This window comes from Celeribacter sp., assembly GCF_048259695.1.
Taxonomy (GTDB): domain Bacteria; phylum Pseudomonadota; class Alphaproteobacteria; order Rhodobacterales; family Rhodobacteraceae; genus Celeribacter.
This window is the reverse complement of sequence record NZ_JBLXHL010000005.1, coordinates 234,222-251,832: the sequence shown is the minus strand read 5'-3', so window position 1 is coordinate 251,832 and position 17,611 is coordinate 234,222. Positions and strand designations below refer to the sequence as shown.

General features: G+C 59.3%; 17 protein-coding genes. 10 read left to right on the top strand and 7 right to left on the bottom strand.

Going from position 1 to position 17,611, the window contains the following annotated elements:
• Nucleotides 1–48: 48 nt before the first annotated feature.
• The 10 genes from ACN0Q0_RS11435 to ACN0Q0_RS11390 all read left to right on the top strand — a co-directional run bounded on the left by ACN0Q0_RS11435 (nucleotide 49) and on the right by ACN0Q0_RS11390 (nucleotide 8,651).
• On the top strand, nucleotides 49–1,485 hold the full coding sequence (locus ACN0Q0_RS11435) for an FAD-linked oxidase C-terminal domain-containing protein (RefSeq protein WP_417243525.1): 1,437 nt from the start codon (nucleotides 49–51) through the stop codon (nucleotides 1,483–1,485).
• Complete coding sequence (locus ACN0Q0_RS11430; RefSeq protein ID WP_417243524.1) at nucleotides 1,482–2,618, top strand: FAD-binding protein; 1,137 nt, start codon at nucleotides 1,482–1,484, stop codon at nucleotides 2,616–2,618. The genes ACN0Q0_RS11435 and ACN0Q0_RS11430 overlap by 4 nt, the downstream gene beginning before the upstream one ends.
• Nucleotides 2,618–3,919 (top strand): glycolate oxidase subunit GlcF, encoded by a 1,302-nt coding sequence (gene glcF, locus ACN0Q0_RS11425; RefSeq protein WP_417243523.1) that lies wholly within the window; start codon nucleotides 2,618–2,620, stop codon nucleotides 3,917–3,919. The genes ACN0Q0_RS11430 and glcF overlap by 1 nt, the downstream gene beginning before the upstream one ends.
• 138 nt (nucleotides 3,920–4,057) lie before the next feature.
• On the top strand, nucleotides 4,058–4,786 hold the full coding sequence (locus ACN0Q0_RS11420) for a trypsin-like serine peptidase (RefSeq protein WP_417243522.1): 729 nt from the start codon (nucleotides 4,058–4,060) through the stop codon (nucleotides 4,784–4,786).
• Nucleotides 4,787–4,937: 151 nt separating this feature from the next.
• Complete coding sequence (locus ACN0Q0_RS11415) at nucleotides 4,938–5,426, top strand: Hsp20 family protein (RefSeq protein ID WP_417243521.1); 489 nt, start codon at nucleotides 4,938–4,940, stop codon at nucleotides 5,424–5,426.
• A 182-nt stretch (nucleotides 5,427–5,608) separates the two neighbouring features.
• On the top strand, nucleotides 5,609–6,820 hold the full coding sequence (locus tag ACN0Q0_RS11410) for a PLP-dependent aminotransferase family protein (RefSeq protein WP_417243520.1): 1,212 nt from the start codon (nucleotides 5,609–5,611) through the stop codon (nucleotides 6,818–6,820).
• A 39-nt stretch (nucleotides 6,821–6,859) separates the two neighbouring features.
• Entirely contained in the window at nucleotides 6,860–7,249 is a 390-nt protein-coding gene (locus ACN0Q0_RS11405; RefSeq protein WP_417243519.1) for a hypothetical protein, read from the top strand.
• Nucleotides 7,250–7,309: 60 nt separating this feature from the next.
• A complete protein-coding gene (locus ACN0Q0_RS11400; protein ID WP_417243518.1) occupies nucleotides 7,310–7,576 on the top strand; it encodes a hypothetical protein in 267 nt (88 codons plus the stop codon).
• A 12-nt stretch (nucleotides 7,577–7,588) separates the two neighbouring features.
• On the top strand, nucleotides 7,589–8,227 hold the full coding sequence (locus tag ACN0Q0_RS11395) for a DUF1523 family protein (RefSeq protein WP_417243517.1): 639 nt from the start codon (nucleotides 7,589–7,591) through the stop codon (nucleotides 8,225–8,227).
• 88 nt (nucleotides 8,228–8,315) lie between these two features.
• Nucleotides 8,316–8,651, top strand: coding sequence for a hypothetical protein (locus ACN0Q0_RS11390; protein WP_417243516.1), 336 nt, complete (start codon nucleotides 8,316–8,318; stop codon nucleotides 8,649–8,651).
• A 22-nt stretch (nucleotides 8,652–8,673) separates the two neighbouring features.
• Here the strand turns inward: ACN0Q0_RS11390 and ACN0Q0_RS11385 are convergent, their stop codons facing one another.
• From ACN0Q0_RS11385 to ACN0Q0_RS11355, 7 genes are all read right to left on the bottom strand, one after another.
• Nucleotides 8,674–11,007 (bottom strand): aldehyde dehydrogenase family protein, encoded by a 2,334-nt coding sequence (locus ACN0Q0_RS11385; RefSeq protein ID WP_417243515.1) that lies wholly within the window; start codon nucleotides 11,005–11,007, stop codon nucleotides 8,674–8,676.
• A 7-nt stretch (nucleotides 11,008–11,014) separates the two neighbouring features.
• Nucleotides 11,015–11,314, bottom strand: a complete 300-nt coding sequence (locus ACN0Q0_RS11380) for a hypothetical protein (RefSeq protein ID WP_417243514.1) — start codon at nucleotides 11,312–11,314, stop codon at nucleotides 11,015–11,017.
• 4 nt (nucleotides 11,315–11,318) lie between these two features.
• Nucleotides 11,319–12,332, bottom strand: coding sequence for a deoxyribose-phosphate aldolase (gene deoC / locus ACN0Q0_RS11375; protein WP_417243513.1), 1,014 nt, complete (start codon nucleotides 12,330–12,332; stop codon nucleotides 11,319–11,321).
• Between the two features lie 69 nt (nucleotides 12,333–12,401).
• Nucleotides 12,402–13,244 (bottom strand): helix-turn-helix domain-containing protein, encoded by an 843-nt coding sequence (locus ACN0Q0_RS11370; RefSeq protein WP_417243512.1) that lies wholly within the window; start codon nucleotides 13,242–13,244, stop codon nucleotides 12,402–12,404.
• Between the two features lie 69 nt (nucleotides 13,245–13,313).
• Nucleotides 13,314–14,225 (bottom strand): hypothetical protein, encoded by a 912-nt coding sequence (locus ACN0Q0_RS11365; RefSeq protein WP_417243511.1) that lies wholly within the window; start codon nucleotides 14,223–14,225, stop codon nucleotides 13,314–13,316.
• Nucleotides 14,226–14,249: 24 nt separating this feature from the next.
• The gene (locus ACN0Q0_RS11360) at nucleotides 14,250–16,460 is read right to left on the bottom strand and encodes a glycosyltransferase family 2 protein (protein WP_417243510.1); all 2,211 of its coding nucleotides are present in this window, start codon (nucleotides 16,458–16,460) and stop codon (nucleotides 14,250–14,252) included.
• Nucleotides 16,453–17,463 carry a glycosyltransferase family 2 protein gene (locus ACN0Q0_RS11355; protein ID WP_417243509.1) on the bottom strand — a complete coding sequence of 337 codons (1,011 nt, stop codon included), beginning with the start codon at nucleotides 17,461–17,463 and terminating at the stop codon, nucleotides 16,453–16,455. Before ACN0Q0_RS11355 ends, ACN0Q0_RS11360 begins: the two co-directional genes overlap by 8 nt.
• Between the last annotated feature and the right edge of the window lie 148 nt (nucleotides 17,464–17,611).

Below are 17,611 nucleotides of genomic sequence, written 5' to 3'. Positions count from 1 at the left end.
TTATAAAAAATTACCAATCTCGATATGACGTCATTTTCGGAGCTGCCTATGGATATGCCGACCCCCAATGCCGCCGTGCTTGCGCGCAAACCCGAATTGGTCACACGTCTGCGGGCGGTGTTGCCCGCAAGTGCCGTGATCGACGCGCCCGAAGAGGTCCGTGCCTACGAATGTGACGCGCTGACCGCATATAAGTGTGCACCCTTGGTGGCGGTGTTGCCGCGCTCGACCAAAGAGGTCTCTGACGTTATGCGCATTTGCCATGACATGGGCGTGCCTGTGGTGCCGCGCGGCGCGGGGACGTCGCTTGCGGGTGGGGCGTTGCCAACGGCGGATGCGGTGATCCTTGGTGTGGCGCGTCTGCGCGAGGTGATCGAGATCGATTACCCCAACCGGTTTGTGCGGGTTCAATCGGGCATGACCAATCTCAGCGTCACAGGGGCCGTCGAGGGCGACGGGTTTTTCTACGCGCCTGATCCGTCGAGCCAACTGGCCTGTGCCATTGCGGGCAATATCGCGATGAATTCGGGCGGCGCGCATTGCCTCAAATACGGCGTGACAACCAACAACCTGCTTGGCGTTACGATGGTGATGGCCGATGGCGAGATCGTGGAGATCGGCGGGGCCTATTCGGACGCGGCTGGCCTTGACCTGCTGGGGCTGATTTGCGGTTCGGAGGGGCAGTTGGGTGTTGTGACCGAGGCCACCTTGCGCATTTTGCCCAAACCCGAGGGCGCGCGTCCGGTGTTGATGGGGTTTGACAGCAATGAGGTGGCGGGGGCCTGTGTGGCGGATATTATCCGTGCGGGGCTGAACCCCGTGGCGATCGAGTTCATGGATCGTCCGATCATTCGCGCGACCGAGGCGTTCGCCAAAGCGGGCTATCCCGATTGCGAGGCGCTTTTGATCATCGAGGTCGAAGGCTCGGCACAGGAAATGACGGACCAATTGGCCCGCATCATTGAAATTGCCAAACGTCACGATCCTGTCGAGATACGCGAAAGCCAAAGTGCCGAAGAGGCCGCGCGGATCTGGCTTGGCCGGAAATCGGCGTTCGGGGCGATGGGGCAAATGGGCGATTATATCTGTCTCGACGGCACTATTCCGGTGGGTGAACTGCCCACGGTGCTGCGCCGCATCGGGGAGCTGTCAGAGCAATACGGGCATATGGTCGGCAACGTGTTCCACGCGGGTGACGGCAACATGCATCCGCTTATCCTGTTCAACGCAAATGAAGCGGGCCAGTTGGAAAGCGCCGAAGCGCTCGGGGCAGAAATCCTCAAACTCTGCGTCGATGTGGGCGGCTGTTTGACGGGCGAGCACGGGGTTGGTGTCGAAAAGCGCGATCTGATGACCCACCAGTTTACCGCCGACGACCTCGACACCCAAATGGCGGTAAAGGACGTGTTCGATCCGACGTGGATTTTGAACCCGTCAAAGGTGTTCCCGCTTGCGGTTTCCGATCTGCGGAGGACGCAGGCATGAGTATTCTTGGTGCGAAACACCCCGAATTTGCGGCATGGGAAGCCGAGATTTGTGCGGGTGTGCAAGGCGGTGGACCGTTTGCGGTTCACGGTGGCGGAACGCGCAGGATCGGCCTTTGCGAGGGCGCATCCCTTTCGGCCGCTGATGCGACATGGGACTATGATCCCGGTGCGTTGACCTTGACCGTTGCGGCGGGGGTTCCGGTGGAGGTGATCGACAAAATGCTTGCCACCGAGCGTCAACGCATAGCGTTCGAGGTGCCGGATCTGCGCGGTCTTTTGGGACGTGACGGGATATCGACCATCGGCGGGATCGTGGCAACAAACGCCTCGGGTCCACGCCGCGTGGGTGTCGGCGCGTGCCGCGATTTTTGCCTTGGCGTGGGGTTCGTCGACGGGCGCGGACGGGCTATCAAAAACGGTGGGCGGGTGATGAAAAACGTCACGGGGCTCGATCTGGTAAAGCTGATGGCGGGGAGCCACGGCACGCTTGGCCTGCTCACCGAAATCAGCCTGAAGGTACAGCCCGTTCCCGAGATGGCGGCGACTTTGATCATCGAAGGTCTGTCCGAACCAGAGGCCGTGGCCGCGATGTCGGCGGCCCTTGGCACGCCCTTTGACGTGACAGGTGCGGCGCATCTACCTGCGGGTGTCGGCGTGGCGGCACGGACGTTGATCCGCCTCGAAGGGTTTGAAAGTTCGGTGGCCTACCGCATGGGGGCCTTGCAAACGGCGCTTGCCGCATTCGGGGATAGTGCGGTCGACTGGGATTCGGTGACAAATGATGAGACATGGAGCGCGATCCGTGATGTGGCGCGGTTCCATGGAACCGACGGCGATGTGTGGCGCGTGTCGGTGAAACCCTCCGATGCCCCCGCGTTGGTGGCCGCGGTACAGCCCGAGGATGTCCTCTATGATTGGGGCGGTGGGCGGCTTTGGCTGCTCACGCAGGCGGGCATGGATGTGCGCACAAAAATGGGCGCGGGTCATGCCACGTTGATCCGGGCGAGCGACGGGACAAAGCGCCGCCTTGGCGTGTTCCACCCCGAGAACGCGGTGGTGGCGAAACTATCCGGGGGCTTGCGCCGCAAGTTCGATCCAGATCAGAAATTCAATCGCGGGATGATGGGCTGATGCAGACCAACTTTACACCGGAACAGCTTGCCGACCCTGCCATCGAGCGGGCCAATGAAATTCTGCGGTCCTGTGTGCATTGCGGATTTTGCACCGCGACCTGCCCGACCTATGCGGTTTTGGGCGACGAGTTGGATAGTCCGCGTGGACGTATTTACCTCATTAAGGACATGTTGGAAAACGACCGCCCTGCGGATGAAAAGACCGTCAAACACCTTGATCGGTGCCTGTCGTGTCTGGCCTGTATGACCACGTGCCCATCAGGTGTACATTACATGCACCTCATTGATCACGCGCGGGTGCATGTCGAAAAAACCTACAAACGCCCGCTGATGGACCGGCTGTTGCGGTGGACATTGGCCCGGATCATTCCCTATCCAAATCGGTTCCGCCTCGCCCTTTTGGGCGCCAGGATCGGCAAGCCGTTTCGGCACCTGATCCCTGACCCGCGCCTGAAGGCGATGTTGGCAATGGCGCCAAAGGTCATCCCCCCCGTGTCGCGCAATGATGACGCACAGGTGTTTCCCGCGCAGGGTGTGCGCAAACAGCGTGTGGCCCTGATGACGGGATGTGCGCAAAAGGCGCTCGATACCGATATCAATGACGCGACCATTCGCCTGCTCACGCGGCTTGGCTGTGACGTGGTTGTGGCCAAGGGGGCGGGGTGTTGTGGCGCGTTGACCCATCATATGGGCAAGGAAAGCCTGTCGCACGGCTCAGCGGCCAAGAATATTTCGGCGTGGATGACCGAGGTCCGCGGCGAGGGATTGGATGCCGTTGTCATCAACGCCTCGGGGTGTGGCACGACGATAAAGGATTACGGACATATGTTCCGCAACGATCCTCTGGCCGGGGACGCCGCGACGGTGGCAGGTCTCGCAAAAGACGTCTCCGAAGTTCTGATGACCCTTGATCTGGCGTCTCATTGCGAGGGGGCGCAGGAGATGAAAGTGGCCTATCACGCGGCCTGTTCATTGCAGCACGGACAGCAGATCAAGACCTATCCAAAGGACCTTCTCAAACAGGCGGGATTCGCCATCACAGAGCCCCGTGATTCGCACCTTTGCTGTGGATCTGCCGGCACCTACAATCTTTTGCAGCCCAAAATTTCACAAAATCTTAAGGACCGTAAAATAAAAACACTCTCGGAGAAAACCCCAGATGTAGTGGCTACTGGAAACATTGGCTGCATGATGCAGTTGGGGGGCGGCATGAATGTCCCTGTGGTCCACACGGTTGAACTGCTTGATTGGGCAACAGGCGGACCAAAACCGCCCAAATTGTTCTCAAACCTGACATAATCGCGCCTAGATGGCTCTCTAGAGCTAAGTCCGAACAGGACATGGGGACGACTGATGGTGAGATTTCTGACAATCCTGGTCTTGGCTTTGTTTACAGGCCAGGCACATGCGGATAGCCAGCTGAAGAAGTTTAGGACTGTGGATGATAGCCGTGGATGGGAAGCCGTCGGACGTCTTGATTTTGCGGGGGAAAGCTTTTGTACGGGTGCGTTGATTACACCGTCACTGGTGTTGACGGCGGCGCATTGCCTTTATGATATCAATACGCATCAACGGCATGATCCCTCGGTGATCACCTTTCGGGCGGGGTTCCGGAACGGCCACGCACAGGCCTACCGCAATGTGCGGCAAGTCATTGTTCACCCCGAGTTTTCCATCAATGCGGGAAATAAAAAGGGGCGTTTGACCCGCGATCTGGCCTTGATTGAACTGGATCGCCCTGTGCGCGATGGAACGGTTATTCCGTTCGAGGTCGCGTCCTCCGCGAAAAGCGGGGAACAGGTTGGTGTTGTCTCCTATGCCCGCTACCGCTCACAGGCCGCGTCACTTCAGGAAACCTGTCGTGTTCTGGCCAAACAGGGTGGCGTGCTCGTCACCTCATGCGACGTCGATTTTGGCTCGTCCGGTGCGCCGATTTTCTCCATGGCCAATGGACGGCCCAAAATTGTCTCCGTTGTCTCCGCCAAGGCGCAGTTTCAGGGGCGCAAGGTCTCTGTCGGGACCGCACTTGAGGGTCAGTTGGACCGCTTGATGCAACTCGCATCGAGTGACCGGCGGTTCTTCCAAAAGGTCGACGCCGATCTGCCGGACGATCTGTTGGACGGCATTTCCGGCACCACCTATGTCGTTGGTACGATCGAAGATTGATAGAGGCGCTTTGCCGCCCCTTGAAACCGAATTCTTCCATTCCCAGATCTGATTGGTCGGACGCCTTTGACAGGGTCCGGTCATTCGCCTGTCCCGCGCATGATGCGCCAAGGGAAGGCTCAATCTACGGATCGCTCAATGGAGGATACCCATGCGAAATTTTGATCTTGCACCACTGTACCGTGCGTCTGTCGGCTTTGACCAGATTGCCGACCTTATGGACCGGATGCTGACCCAAGACGTCAGCCAACCCAGTTATCCACCCTTTAACATCGAGAAAACAGCCGAAGACGGTTGGCGTATTTCGCTCGCTGTTGCGGGGTTCGCCTCGGACGAGATTGCCATCGAGCAACGCGAAAATGCCTTGGTGATTTCTGCGCGTAAATCGGAAGATGCGGGTGAGGCGGGTAAAACCTATCTGCACCGAGGCATCGCTACCCGTGCGTTTGAACGCCGTTTCCACCTTGCCGATCATGTGCGGGTGACGGGCGCATCGCACGAGAACGGGATGTTGCATATCGCCTTGGTGCGCGAAGTTCCCGAAGCCCTCAAACCGCGCCGGATCGAGATCGCCAAGGGCGCAACCGTGTCGCCAAAGGCGATTGGGGCCGATGCCGCACACGAGACCGTTGAGGTCTAAACCGATCTGAAGCCGAGGCGTGTCACCCTCCCTCGACCTTGCCTCATCGCGCCCGCAGTGTCCTCGCTGCGGGCGCAGCTATGTGGGGTCAATGACTTGCAAATTATGCGCGGATTTATGTCAGCCGTATTGACTTAAATTGCAATCTGCGCGACACCTTTGAGTCTATCGGGAGGAGTGCCATGTCGCTTAATCACCTATTCGCCAATCGCACATCGCGCATGTCGGCGTCTGAAATCCGTGAGCTGTTAAAGCTGCTCGATCAGCCTGACATCATCTCGTTTGCGGGTGGCATTCCCGACCCCGCGTATTTCCCCCGCGAGGCCTTTGGCGAGGCGATGGCCGCTGCGCTCTCTGAACAGGCGGCGGGGGTTGCGTTGCAATATTCAACCTCCGAGGGCTACACGCCGCTGCGCGATTGGATCGCCGCGCATATGGCGACGCTTGGCGTGCCATGTACGCGCGACAACATCCTCATCACCGCCGGATCGCAACAGGCCCTTGACTACCTCGGAAAACTCCTTCTCGACCGGAACGACACGGCGCTTGTCGGCTGGCCTACCTATCTGGGTGCCTTGGGGGCGTTCAACGCCTATGAGCCGCGCTATGACCGCCTTGATCCTGCCGACAATCGCGCCCCTGACCAGATCGTGACCGAGGCCTCCGTCGCAGGCGGACGCGTGAAGTTTTCCTATCTCTCGCCCGATTTCGCAAACCCGACCGGCATTACCCTGAGCGAAGCCGAACGCCGCACGGTTCTGGCCCGCGCCGAGGCGCTTGACTGCGCCGTGATCGAGGATGCGGCCTATCAGTCGCTGCGCTATGACGGCGACCCGATCCCCGCCATATTGGCGCTTGAGATTGCACAAAAGGGCGACATCGAAGCCTGCAGAACGATCTACCTCGGCTCATTTTCCAAAACCCTTGCCCCCGGATTGCGGGTCGGTTGGGTGGTCGCGGCCAAACCCGTAATTGCGCAACTTGTCTTGACCAAACAGGCGGCAGATCTGCAAACCGCGACGATCAACCAGATCGCTGTGGCACATGTGGCGACCTCGGTGTTCGATAGCCATGTTGAAACGTTGCGCGCGGTGTACGGCGAACGGATGCACGCGATGCTCGATGCCCTTGCGGATCATATGCCGGAGGGCGTGACATGGAACACGCCCGAGGGGGGGATGTTCGTCTGGGTGTCCTTGCCCAATGGGATCGACGGTAAAGCCTTGTTGCAAAAGGCGCTTGCGGCCAATGTGGCCTTTGTCCCCGGGGGGGCGTTCTATGCGGATGGCTCGAATGCCAATACGCTGCGCCTCAATTTCTCGATGTCTCCCGCCGCTAAAATTGTCGAAGGGGTGGCGCGTTTGGGCAAAGTCATTTCGGCGGAGTTGGCGTAGGCACTGGTGCGCCCGAGCCGCAATGCGTAATCTGTCACGATGATCGATACAGGTTTCATTTTGACGGTCGCCTTGCCCGTGGCGGGCATGGCCGCACTGGGCTACTACCTCCCGCGTCTGTTGACCCCCTCGCGGGTGCGCCGCCAACGACACGCGGTCTATGCGACATTTTGCGCGGCTGTTACCCTGTGGTTGGGCGCGGCCGTTATGATGGCGGGGCTGTACGGATCGGGCGGCGCGCCTGTGGCGACCGCGGGGGCCATCGCCCCTGTTGCCACGGGGGTCTATTTTCTCAAACGCGCGGCGTCTTCGGTGATCGTTTGGGGGCCGATGTTGGCCCTTGGGTGGTTTTCCGTTGCGCAACGCATCGAGCGGGCCAAGGCGCAAGACGGGATATCCATGGATCAGAGTGATCCGAATGCCCGATAGGCCTCGCAACTTGCGCATGTGCAGCGTAAACTTGCCACAAAAGTCATTCGAGGACGAACCATGATCGGTTTCTTGCGCTTGTTCCTGTTCGGGTTCGCCGGTCTCACCGTGCTGTACCTGTTGCTCGTAATCTACAATCGTTCGCTGACCCGCGAAAAGTTGGAGGATGAATGGGCCGAAAAGGGTGAAATCGGCGACCGCGATACCTATGTCGAAAACGGACTGAAGGCATACAAATCCTCGTTTCGGCCAAAGCTATTGCTCTTGGTCTACATCCTTCCGCTGATCGCCTTTGGCGCGGTCTTTTTTATGACGAATTTCATGTGAGGCCTGCCGCCAATGCGCTACGTTAAATGGACCTTTATTGCCCTCCTCGCACTCTTTGTGGGCGGGTTTTTCCACTATGTTTTACCGCAGCATGATGTCGTGCGGATCGTGAATACCTATGAAGAGCGTCAAGATCTTTCGGGGTGGACCACGATGTTCTGGCAAGCGCCCGACAACGGGTCCACCACCACCCAGACCCGCGATGTTCAGTTTATTCAGGCCGTGTATCCCGATGGGAAAACAATGGTCTACCGCAATGAAGACACGGGGTGGGGGTGGCCGCCGTATTTCAAATTCGATACGGCGAACCTCTATACCGAGGCCAATGACGCGATCTCGACCAAGGCGGCCCCTGAATGGTACTCGGTAACACATTACGGGTGGCGCAACGAAATCCTGTCGATTTTCCCAAACGCCATCGCGTTCAAAGCGGTCGAGGGACCCGATGCCCGTATTACGCCGTGGTTTAACATCGTATTCCTGACCTTCTTTGCAGCCATGCTTTTGCTCCTTCGCCGGATGTGGCTGCAGTTTCGCGAACGGACGATTGACCCGCTTGTCGAGGATGTGGACGAGGCGTGGGATGAGGCCAGTGCGCGGACACGCGACACGGCGCGTGGCATAAAAGGGTGGTTCAGAAAAAAACGCTGATCCGCCTGATCAAATCCTAAAGGGCCTCAGATCAAAGCCGCCTTTGGTCGCCTGTGTTAAATCCAGAACGCACGCGAAAAAGGAGCATGTGATAACCCATCCAATTCACCCCCTGTCCGTTGCTGCCCTCGTCACCGTGGGCGCACTTGTTGCGGCCCCTGCGACCCCCTATTCGGGGGAGACATTTGTGACCTGTAACCTTAACCCCGATGGCGACAACTTTCTCGCGTTGCGCGAATGCGGGTCGTCGAAATGCGACATGATCATGCGCTTGCCGCCCGACACATTTCTGGAGTCGATGAACCCCGCTGACGGGTCGCGGTGGCGCGAGGTGATCGTACTCGACGGGCTACAGGACGACAGCTACGCAGGCCCATCGGGATGGGTCTACGACAAATACATTTGTGCTGTGAGCTACCGGTGAACAGTCCCTTACGGCGTGCGCATTAGCCCTCGCCGTAAGGCACCCAGATGGTTTTGATCTCGGTTGATTGCGCAAGCCAGTCACGCGCGGGGTAGCTGCGGCTTTGGCCGTTGTTCACCCATGTGCGTTTGAGGTTGCCCGCACTTTCGCCTTCGATTGTGGCCGACAGATCGGCGGATGAGAATGACCAAACCGCGTCCACATCCAGATGGCCCGCCATTGGTTTGGCCAATTCGGCGTGGTTCCCCGTGAGAATGTTCACCACACCTGCGGGGACATCGGAGGTGTCGAGCACCTGATAGAAATCCGTTGCGGCAAGGGGATAGGCCTCGGACGCCACGGCCACCACGCGGTTGCCCATAGCAATGGCGGGGGCGATCACGTCGATCAGGCCGCCAAGCGGGCGATCATCGCAAAACGCACCAATCACCCCCACGGGGTCTTTCATGGCGAGTGCCACGCCGCGCATCGGTACGGGTTTGGCCGCGCTGTCGTATTTGTCGCACCACGCCGCATAGGTGAACAGCGTTGAAATGGCAGCCTCGACTTCGGCCTGTGCCTTGCCGTTCGGTGTTCCCGTGAGGGCGGCAATCCGTGCGGCGAATTCATCGCTGCGGGCAGACAGGTTTTCGCCGATGTAATACAGGATTTGCGCACGCAGGTGTGCGGTGGCCTTGCCCCACCCCTTGGCGGCGTGCGCGGCCTCAACGGCGTTGCGCACATCTTTGCGGCTGGCCAAGGAGGCATGGCCAAGCAACTTGCCTTTGGGCGAAAACACCGCCTCGGAGTAGCCACTATCGGGGCGTGATTGTTTGCCGCCGATATAGAGTTTCGAGGTGCGGTCAAGGTCGAGCACGGCCACGGTATCGGGTTTGAGATGCTTGGTCGCGGGTTTGATCGCCACGGCTTTGCCCGCGGGTTTGGTATAGGCCATCATGCCTTCCCATCCGCCCTCACGCCCAAACCCGCTTTCGCGTACGCCGCCAAATCCGGCCGCTGCGTCGAACATGTTGGCGCCGTTGATCCAGACTACCCCTGCGACCAGTTTGGGCGCAATGTCGAGCGCAAGGTTGATGTTCTCGGACCACACGGACGCGGCGAGGCCGTAGCGCGTGTCATTGGCGACCTGCACGGCCTCGGCGGGGGTGCGAAAGGTGGTCGATACCAAAACCGGCCCGAATATTTCCTCCTGCATCAGCATGGATGAGCCGTGCAATCCCGTGACCAGTGTGGGCGGGTAATAACAGCCCTCGGGCGCGGGGCAGGGTTGATGCACCGTGCCTTCCGCGCCACCCGTTGCCATCAGTGTTTTGATCCGCTCAAGCTGTACCGGATCGACGATTGCGCCAACGTCGATGCATTTATCAAGCGGGTTGCCGATGCGCAGTTTTGCCATGCGTTCAATCAGGCGGCGATGGAATTCCTCCGCGATGCCCTCTTGGACCAAAAGGCGCGACCCGGCGCAGCAAACCTGTCCCTGGTTGAAAAAGATCGCATCGACCAAGCCCTCGATGGCGCTGTCCATGTCGGCATCTTCGAACACGATGTAGGGGGATTTTCCGCCCAATTCCAACGTGAGCGATTTTCCCGTTCCGGCAGTGGCCGCACGGATCGCCCGCCCGACACCGGTTGATCCGGTAAACGCGATTTTATCGACATTCGAAGCAACTAATGCGGCACCGGTGTCACCGTCGCCCGTGATGATGTTGACCACCCCTTTGGGCAGGCCGGCCTCGGTGCAGATGTCGGCAAAAACCATCGCGGTGAGCGATGTGAATTCGGCGGGTTTGAGCACAACGGTGTTGCCCGCCGCGATTGCAGGAGCGATTTTCCATGCAAGCATCAAAAGCGGGAAATTCCACGGGATGATCTGGCCGCAAACGCCAAGCGCCTCGCGGTCGCGCATTTCGTCGTCCATCAGTTGGGCGATGCCCGCGTGATAGTAAAAGTGGCGTGCGACCAATGGAATGTCCACGTCGCGGGCCTCACGGATCGGCTTGCCGTTGTCCAGGGTCTCCATGACCGACAAAAGCCGCGCATGTTTTTGCACGAGCCGCGCGATGGCGTAGAGAAATTTGGCGCGTTTATGCCCGCCGAGTTTCGCCCATTTGGGTTGGGCCTTGCGTGCGGCGGCCACGGCGGTGGCGACCTCGTCAGGGGTGGATTTGGTCAGGCCCGCAAGGCGCTCGCCCGTGGCGGGGTTCATCACGTCGATGTCGGCGCGCAATGGCCCCCATGTGCCGTCTACATAGTTGCCCGCGATGCCGCCGCGCGCCTTTAGCCATGCAAGCGCTTCGCCCGCACTTTCAGGAGCTGCGCCGTAGTCCATCGTCTCGAAAATATCTTTAACGGTCATTTTGTCCCTAAACATTGATGTCGCCCGCAAGCCAGTCTTTGACGAATTCTTCTATGCCGAGCGCTTTCCATTGTAGGTCGCCCTCAATCGGGTAGAACGCCCAAATCTCGGGTGATCCACGGCGATAGACGAACTCGATCCCGCCGATCCCTGCGCGACCGATGTAAAGCGTTTGTCCGTCCTCGGATTCGCGGATCATATCCTGCGCGTAGATAAAGGCGTGCTCTCCCGCTTCGTCCACTTTGCCATGTGAGAAATGTTTGAAATAGGCTTTTGCTTCGGGCCAGGTCAGGTGGTTGAGACTCATGTTCTTATCCAATCGGGTGACGCCATGCGGCGGAATAGTGACCCGTCACGTGATGCTCGAGTTGACGTTCGATATCGCCCAAAAGGGAGGACGCGCCAAAGCGGAACAGATGAGGTGACAGCCAGTGGTTTCCTAACTCTTCTTTGATCAAGGACAGGTAAACGAGCGAGTCTTTGGCCTTGGAAATGCCGCCGGCGGGTTTGTACCCGACGCGGTAACCTGTGCGCTCGTAATAGTCGCGGATGGTGCGGATCATGGTCAGCGATACGGGCAGGGTGGCGTTGACGCTTTCCTTGCCTGTCGAGGTTTTGATGAAATCGGCACCGGCCATCATGCAGACATAGGAGGCGCGGGCGACATTGCGCAGCGAGCCAAGTTCCCCCGTGGCCAGGATCGCTTTGACGTGAGCCTCGCCACAGGCGGTGCGAAAGGCCCGCATCTCGTCGTACAGGGCCTGCCAGTTTCCGGTCAGGACGTGGCGGCGCGAGATCACGATGTCGATCTCTTTCGCGCCCGCTCTTACGCTCTCTTCGATCTCCTTTACGCGCAAATGAAATGGCGACAGGCCCGCCGGAAATCCGGTGGACACAGCCGCCACTGGAATGCCCGTTCCGTCCAATGCGGCCACGGCGGTTTCGACCATGTCGTGATAGACGCATACCGCGCCTGTGGTGACGGGCGGCATGTCGAGTGCGGCCATAATATCCGCCCGAACAGGGTGCGCGGCCTTGGCACAAAGGCGCTTGACGCGGCCCGTGGTGTCGTCGCCCGATAGGGTGGTCAGGTCGATCATGGTGATCGCCTTGATCAGCCATGCCGCCTGATGATCCTTCTTGACGCTCCGGCGTCCGGGCAATGTGGCGCAGCGCCGCTCGATGGCGGAGGTATTGGCCTGAACGCCGCGCACCCAATCAAGGTCGAGGTCCATCCCCGGATTGCGCGGCTCATGGACTTGCGGCAGATGCGAAATCGCCTCGGGCGTTTCGGTGTGAGGGGCGGCGGTCTGTGTGGCGGTCATCGGGGGATCCTTCTTTCCGCTTCAAATCTGACAGGTCTTTATTCCAAAGGCAAGAATTTGACCTCTTGGTCAAACGGGTTGAATAACGCCTTTCTGGTTTTTCTCACGATAGCGACGCGGCGTTATATCGAATTGCGCCCGAAACAGGCGATGAAAGTGGCTCATGTTGGAAAGTCCGAGCGCCTCGGCAATTTCGGGTAACGTGTCGGGGGTCCCCGCCAAAAGCCGTGCGGCGTGCGCCATGCGGCGGGCGTTGATATAGTCGGAAGGGGTCATGGCAAAGTGCTTTTGCATCGAACGCGACACATGCGCGTGGGATTTTCCCGTGGCGGCCACAAATCCGGCCGCACCGCCCTGAAGCGTGGCGGGATCTTCGGCGGCGATGACTGCGGTTCTGAGCCATGCGGGAATGCCCTCCGGCATATCGCGAGTGTCGCCCGAAAGCTCCGCGATCAAAGGCAGCAAAAAGGCTTCGAGGTGGAGCGTGGTGCGCGGCGCGGATTCAAGGGTGATCGCCGCCGACGACAGCCGCGACAAGGCGCGAATTCCGCGATGCAAATGCACCGGTGCGTGTCCTGACGGGGGGAAATAGCGGTTTGCTTGGGGGTAGCGTGCGAGTAGCGCATCGACCTCGCCTGCGGGGACAATGACATTAACGATGTGACAGGCCTCGCCCACGCCCTGTAGCCCGTGGGGTGTTCCGCACGGCATAAATACCAGATCGCCCTCGACCAAAGTTTGCTTTTGATCCTCAAGGTACAGGCGCGCCTTGCCGTTCACCAACCAGAATAGCTCATGGTAGTCTTGGGTATGCAAAACCTTGGGGCGGGCGCGGTCCAGAACCGCACGCGACAGGTGAAACGCGGCGCCATGGTCCAGAATGTTTTTGTGACGAAGGTGAAGCTGTGTCATGTGCGTAGTCTAGCACACTTTATGTCTCAAAATATCATTTAGTTTAAAACGCCACTGTTCGAGCGTCTTTTATTGATCTTTTGCGAGGGCTTCGGCCACGAGTCCCGGTTGGATGACGGTGATGCCGTCCCGTTTGGACAGGGTTGCGATATCCTCGTCGTAGCCCGCCGTAATCTCGTTAATATCGTCATCGCTCCACCCGTCAATGCCGTCCTCGGGGCCGACAATATTGATCTGTTCGTACTTGTCGAGAAACGCGAGGGCGATGCGCTCAAAGGCGTCCTGAGTGGTGGGGGGGAATTTGCGGGCATAGGCATACAGGCGTTCGCTCCCTTCGGTCGAGAGCATCTCGCGGACCGCAGAGAGGGGCGCACGCATGGTCACATCGCTGTCCAGATCGCCAAGATGGCGCAAAATGCGCCCCCAGACGAGCGGCGCGTCCTCTTCGGTCCACAGGGTCAGTGGCACATTTGGAACGGCGTCCTGAATACGGTTGATACAGGGCAGCCACGACACGTTGTGCGCGGGTACATGTTTGGCAAACCAGTTGGCCTGACCCGATGCGCGCCCCTTATCAAGGACGCTGCCCACTAAGGTCGCGGGGTTGATAATGGACATCGAGACGCGCAGCTCGGCACCTGAAAAAACGCCTGCAATGCGCCGTACACGGTCGGCCACGCCCGCATAAAGCATCTGTTCCTCGAACGCGTGTTCAACCGGACCGCACCATTGTTCATCGACCATGATCAGGCCGCGCGGGTTGGCATCTCCCGCCAGACTTTTGATAAAGGCGGTGCTGTCCTCCACCGTGGCGGCCTGGCCGTCAAGACGCATCACCATGTCGTCGACCTGTGTGCGGTACGCATTCACAGGAGGGGCGATGACGTCGTGGCGACGATAGACCCGCTCGTTTTTGCGCACAGCCTGAACCAGACGCGGGGTCTTGGTAAAATGTACACCGATATGCAGGTGAACCTTCATCTCTCGTCTCCTCTTTCGCACGTCTTAGTGTGCGGTTTCCCCGCGCTCAACTGTAAAGAAAAATTCCGTGTCCGCGTCTTTGTCAATCACATCATCCGGTACGCACTCCGGGCCGTTCAAAAACACGTTGGCCCCGAAATGCGAATGCAGCCGGCTGAGTTTTTCCATACGCGCCCCCGTCAGTTCCCCGTAGAAATTCGTGTAGGTTTCGGTGGCACGTAATTCGGCGATCTTGGTTTGGTGGGCGCGCACACAGGCGGCGTGCTGTGCGGCGATGTCAGGGTCGGACAAAAGCCGGTCGTATTCCGCACGCAGTTTTGGCAACATGCGTTGGATGGACGTCTCTTGTTCGCAATTGTTGTTCATCCGGAACCAGTAGGCAAGGCCCTGATCGCGGTCGACGTGGTTCACGCGTCCGCGGTCGCGTTTGACCAAAAAGCTTTCCGCCGAGCGCACAGCGTAGTGATTGAGTTGCACCAGATCATAGCCGTAGGTGTCTGCGGTGGACCGCCATGCGTTGCGAAATTCGGTGCGCGGCATCGGTTTCCCCGATCCGTTATACCACCGGATTTTATCCCAGATTTGTGGCTTGAGCCCTTTGGGGCGGTGGACGCCCAATTTCTTGAACAGGCCGATATTTTTGAACAGGGTTTTAAAGCCCCACGCTTGGTGTGGTTTGTTGGCAAACTCGGGGGCGGCGCGGTCGAATTGTTCCAACAGGAACTGGTCCTCGTACCCCTGTACATCCGCGTTGCCAAACAGCCGCCATGTACACGAGATCAGATTGGCATCAGGCAGGGCGGCAAAGAGGGCGCTCATGGTGCCATCGCCAACCTTGACGTTGATGAACTCGTCCACGTCCATCGAAATGGCCCAATCCACACCGGACACGACCTCTTCGTGTTCGGCGGCCTGAAGGGCGGCGTGTTGTGGCTTGAGATCGGTGCCTTTGAACGGGTTTTCGCGGTGCTGCACATAGCCTTTTTCCTGAAGCAGATCGAGAAAGGTATCGGTCCCGTCGGTGCAGTCATTGGTGTAGACCAGAAATCCCTCGATCCCGATGGCGCGGTGATAGGCGAGCCATTCAAGGATAAAAGGCCCCTCGTTTTTCATGCAGGTCACAATCGCCACCGAGTTGTCGCCACGGGGGGCTTTGGCAACGGTTTCCTTGGGCATCAACACGGGTTGATAGCCCCATTCGGAGGCCGACATGGCGATCAGCGGGGCGTGTTCGATGAGCGATGATTTGGGGACGATTTTGGAGACGGAGGGCGCGCGGTGGCGCAGCCCCATGTAGCGGTAGAACTCGTATCCGGCTTTGGGATTTGCGCCCCCCACACGGATCAGGCGAAACACCGATCCGGAGCCAAGGCGGGCAGGGGCCGCACACCACCGCGCACGGCGGCGGGTCTCGTCAAACTGGATACAGATGTGATCGGCAAAAGAGGGCTCGTCGCCTTTGGCCCGCCACGGATAGGCCTGTCGTCCGAGCAATTGCACCACCCCGTTCGGCGCGGTCTGTGCGAGGTCGAACATCGTGATTGGCCCGCTTTTGGGTACCAGATCATAGACCTCGATATTGGCCACTGCGCGGGCCTGTTCGAGGTACTTGCGCCGCAAAAGCTCGTAGACCAGAACATCGGCAAGCGGGGCGGCCCATGCATCGGGCGCGGGAATGTCCATGCGGTCCTTGCCCGGCGCGCCGGGGGTTGAGAACGGATGCGCCTCAGGGGGCAGGGTGTCTTTGCCAAGCGGCACCGTGGTGTGCAGGTGGATCACCGTCAGGTCGGTGTCGAGCGCCGCAATCCCGTCGCGCAGTTCATCGCAAAAGGCGGCGTTGCGGGTCGGGTCGGCGCGGTCGAGAATGACAGCGCCCGTGAGGGCCTGATGGGTGATGTGGAACCGCAGCCAGTCCAGAACCGTTCGGGCGCTTTCGCCGTTGCGGGTCGAGAGCGCGACGTTGCGCCCGCGCATGAGCTCGGGTTCAGGGGCGCTGAGGGCAATCTCATGTGTGTTGAACGTCACGGGCGCCTGCTGTGTCACCCCTGTGACCCATGCGGCATTGCCGACGGATTTGACGTCTGATCGGGGCAATAGCCCCGCCGCTGTTTCGTCGGAGATGACGCTGGAGTGGTGAAAGAACAGTTCCGTGATCTCCCCCGACACAATCGCGTCGAGTAAAATAATGTCCCCAAAGACCTGTGCTTCCAAGGTATGTGCGACGTAATCAGCCATCGGTCTTTTTGCTCTCTGCGTGTTTTAGCATTTCGATATGGGCCATAAACCGGGTGCCCGAGGGGGCAACGGAGCTGGGCATAAGTTCGCATTGCCAGAACAGATCCACGATCGCTTTGTCCTTTTTGAGGCGGGCAAGGCGGTCGCGGTGGTAACGCACACAATCCGCGTGCAGCGTGTCGAATTCGGTCAGCGCCGCCCGCGCGGCGCGACTCGCGTCAAGCATCGGTGCGATCCGTTTGTCCTCAACCGTATTGAAATTGCGCAAGGCCCAGTACCCGGCATCAACCGGCTTTCGCACATGGTTTGGCAGGCCACGGTCGGATTTAAGAATGAACTCTTCGATCGAGCGCACCGAGTAGTGGTTCAACCACGCACGTTCATCTTTTTGCGGCACGCCAAGCAGGTGGATCAGCCCTTCCATCTCGTTGAATGTCGGGTGGGCTTTCATCCCCGAGGCGAGCGCCCAGGTCGCGCGGCCTTTCGGTCGGTGGATGCCGAGCCCGTTAAAGGCGGAGGGGCGGTGCAAGGATTTGAACAGATGCCCCATCGGCACAGGCATGCCGTTCGCGCCGCCACGTGTAAACCGCTCGGTAACGGGGCGGTCGACCCACTCCGCATGGCCGCCATTGCCGAACAAATGCCACCGCAGTGGTACGGCGTCGATCCCCTCGGGCAAGAGCGTGTCAAGCGTCGCCCCCTCGGTCAGAACGAGGTATTCGTCCGCGTCAAAAAACATCGCCATGTCGGCATCACGGTAGACAGGGTGATCCTGCAACAGCCGTAGGGCTTGCCATTGCACGGCTTTGCCCGCTTTCGGCGTGAACGGAAGGTGGGTGATGATCCCTGCCGCATCCAAGGCATCAAGCAGTGTGTCGGATCCGTCAAGGCAGTCGTGTGAGGCAATGAGGAAGTGCGAAAACCCGTGGGCGCGGTGGTGCGCAATCCAGTCAAGAAGCCACGGCCCCTCGTCGCGGACGCATGTGATCCCAACTGCACTCAAACTCGCACCCACCTGTTGCTCCAAGGCCCGTTTGTGGGCGTGCGCCCGCTGCGTGAGACGCCTGTTTTTATTGTATGATTGGTCTCATATGGGGGGCGCTAAGTCAAGTTGGGTGAGAGGCTGTTCTGCATGTGATGACAATACTTTA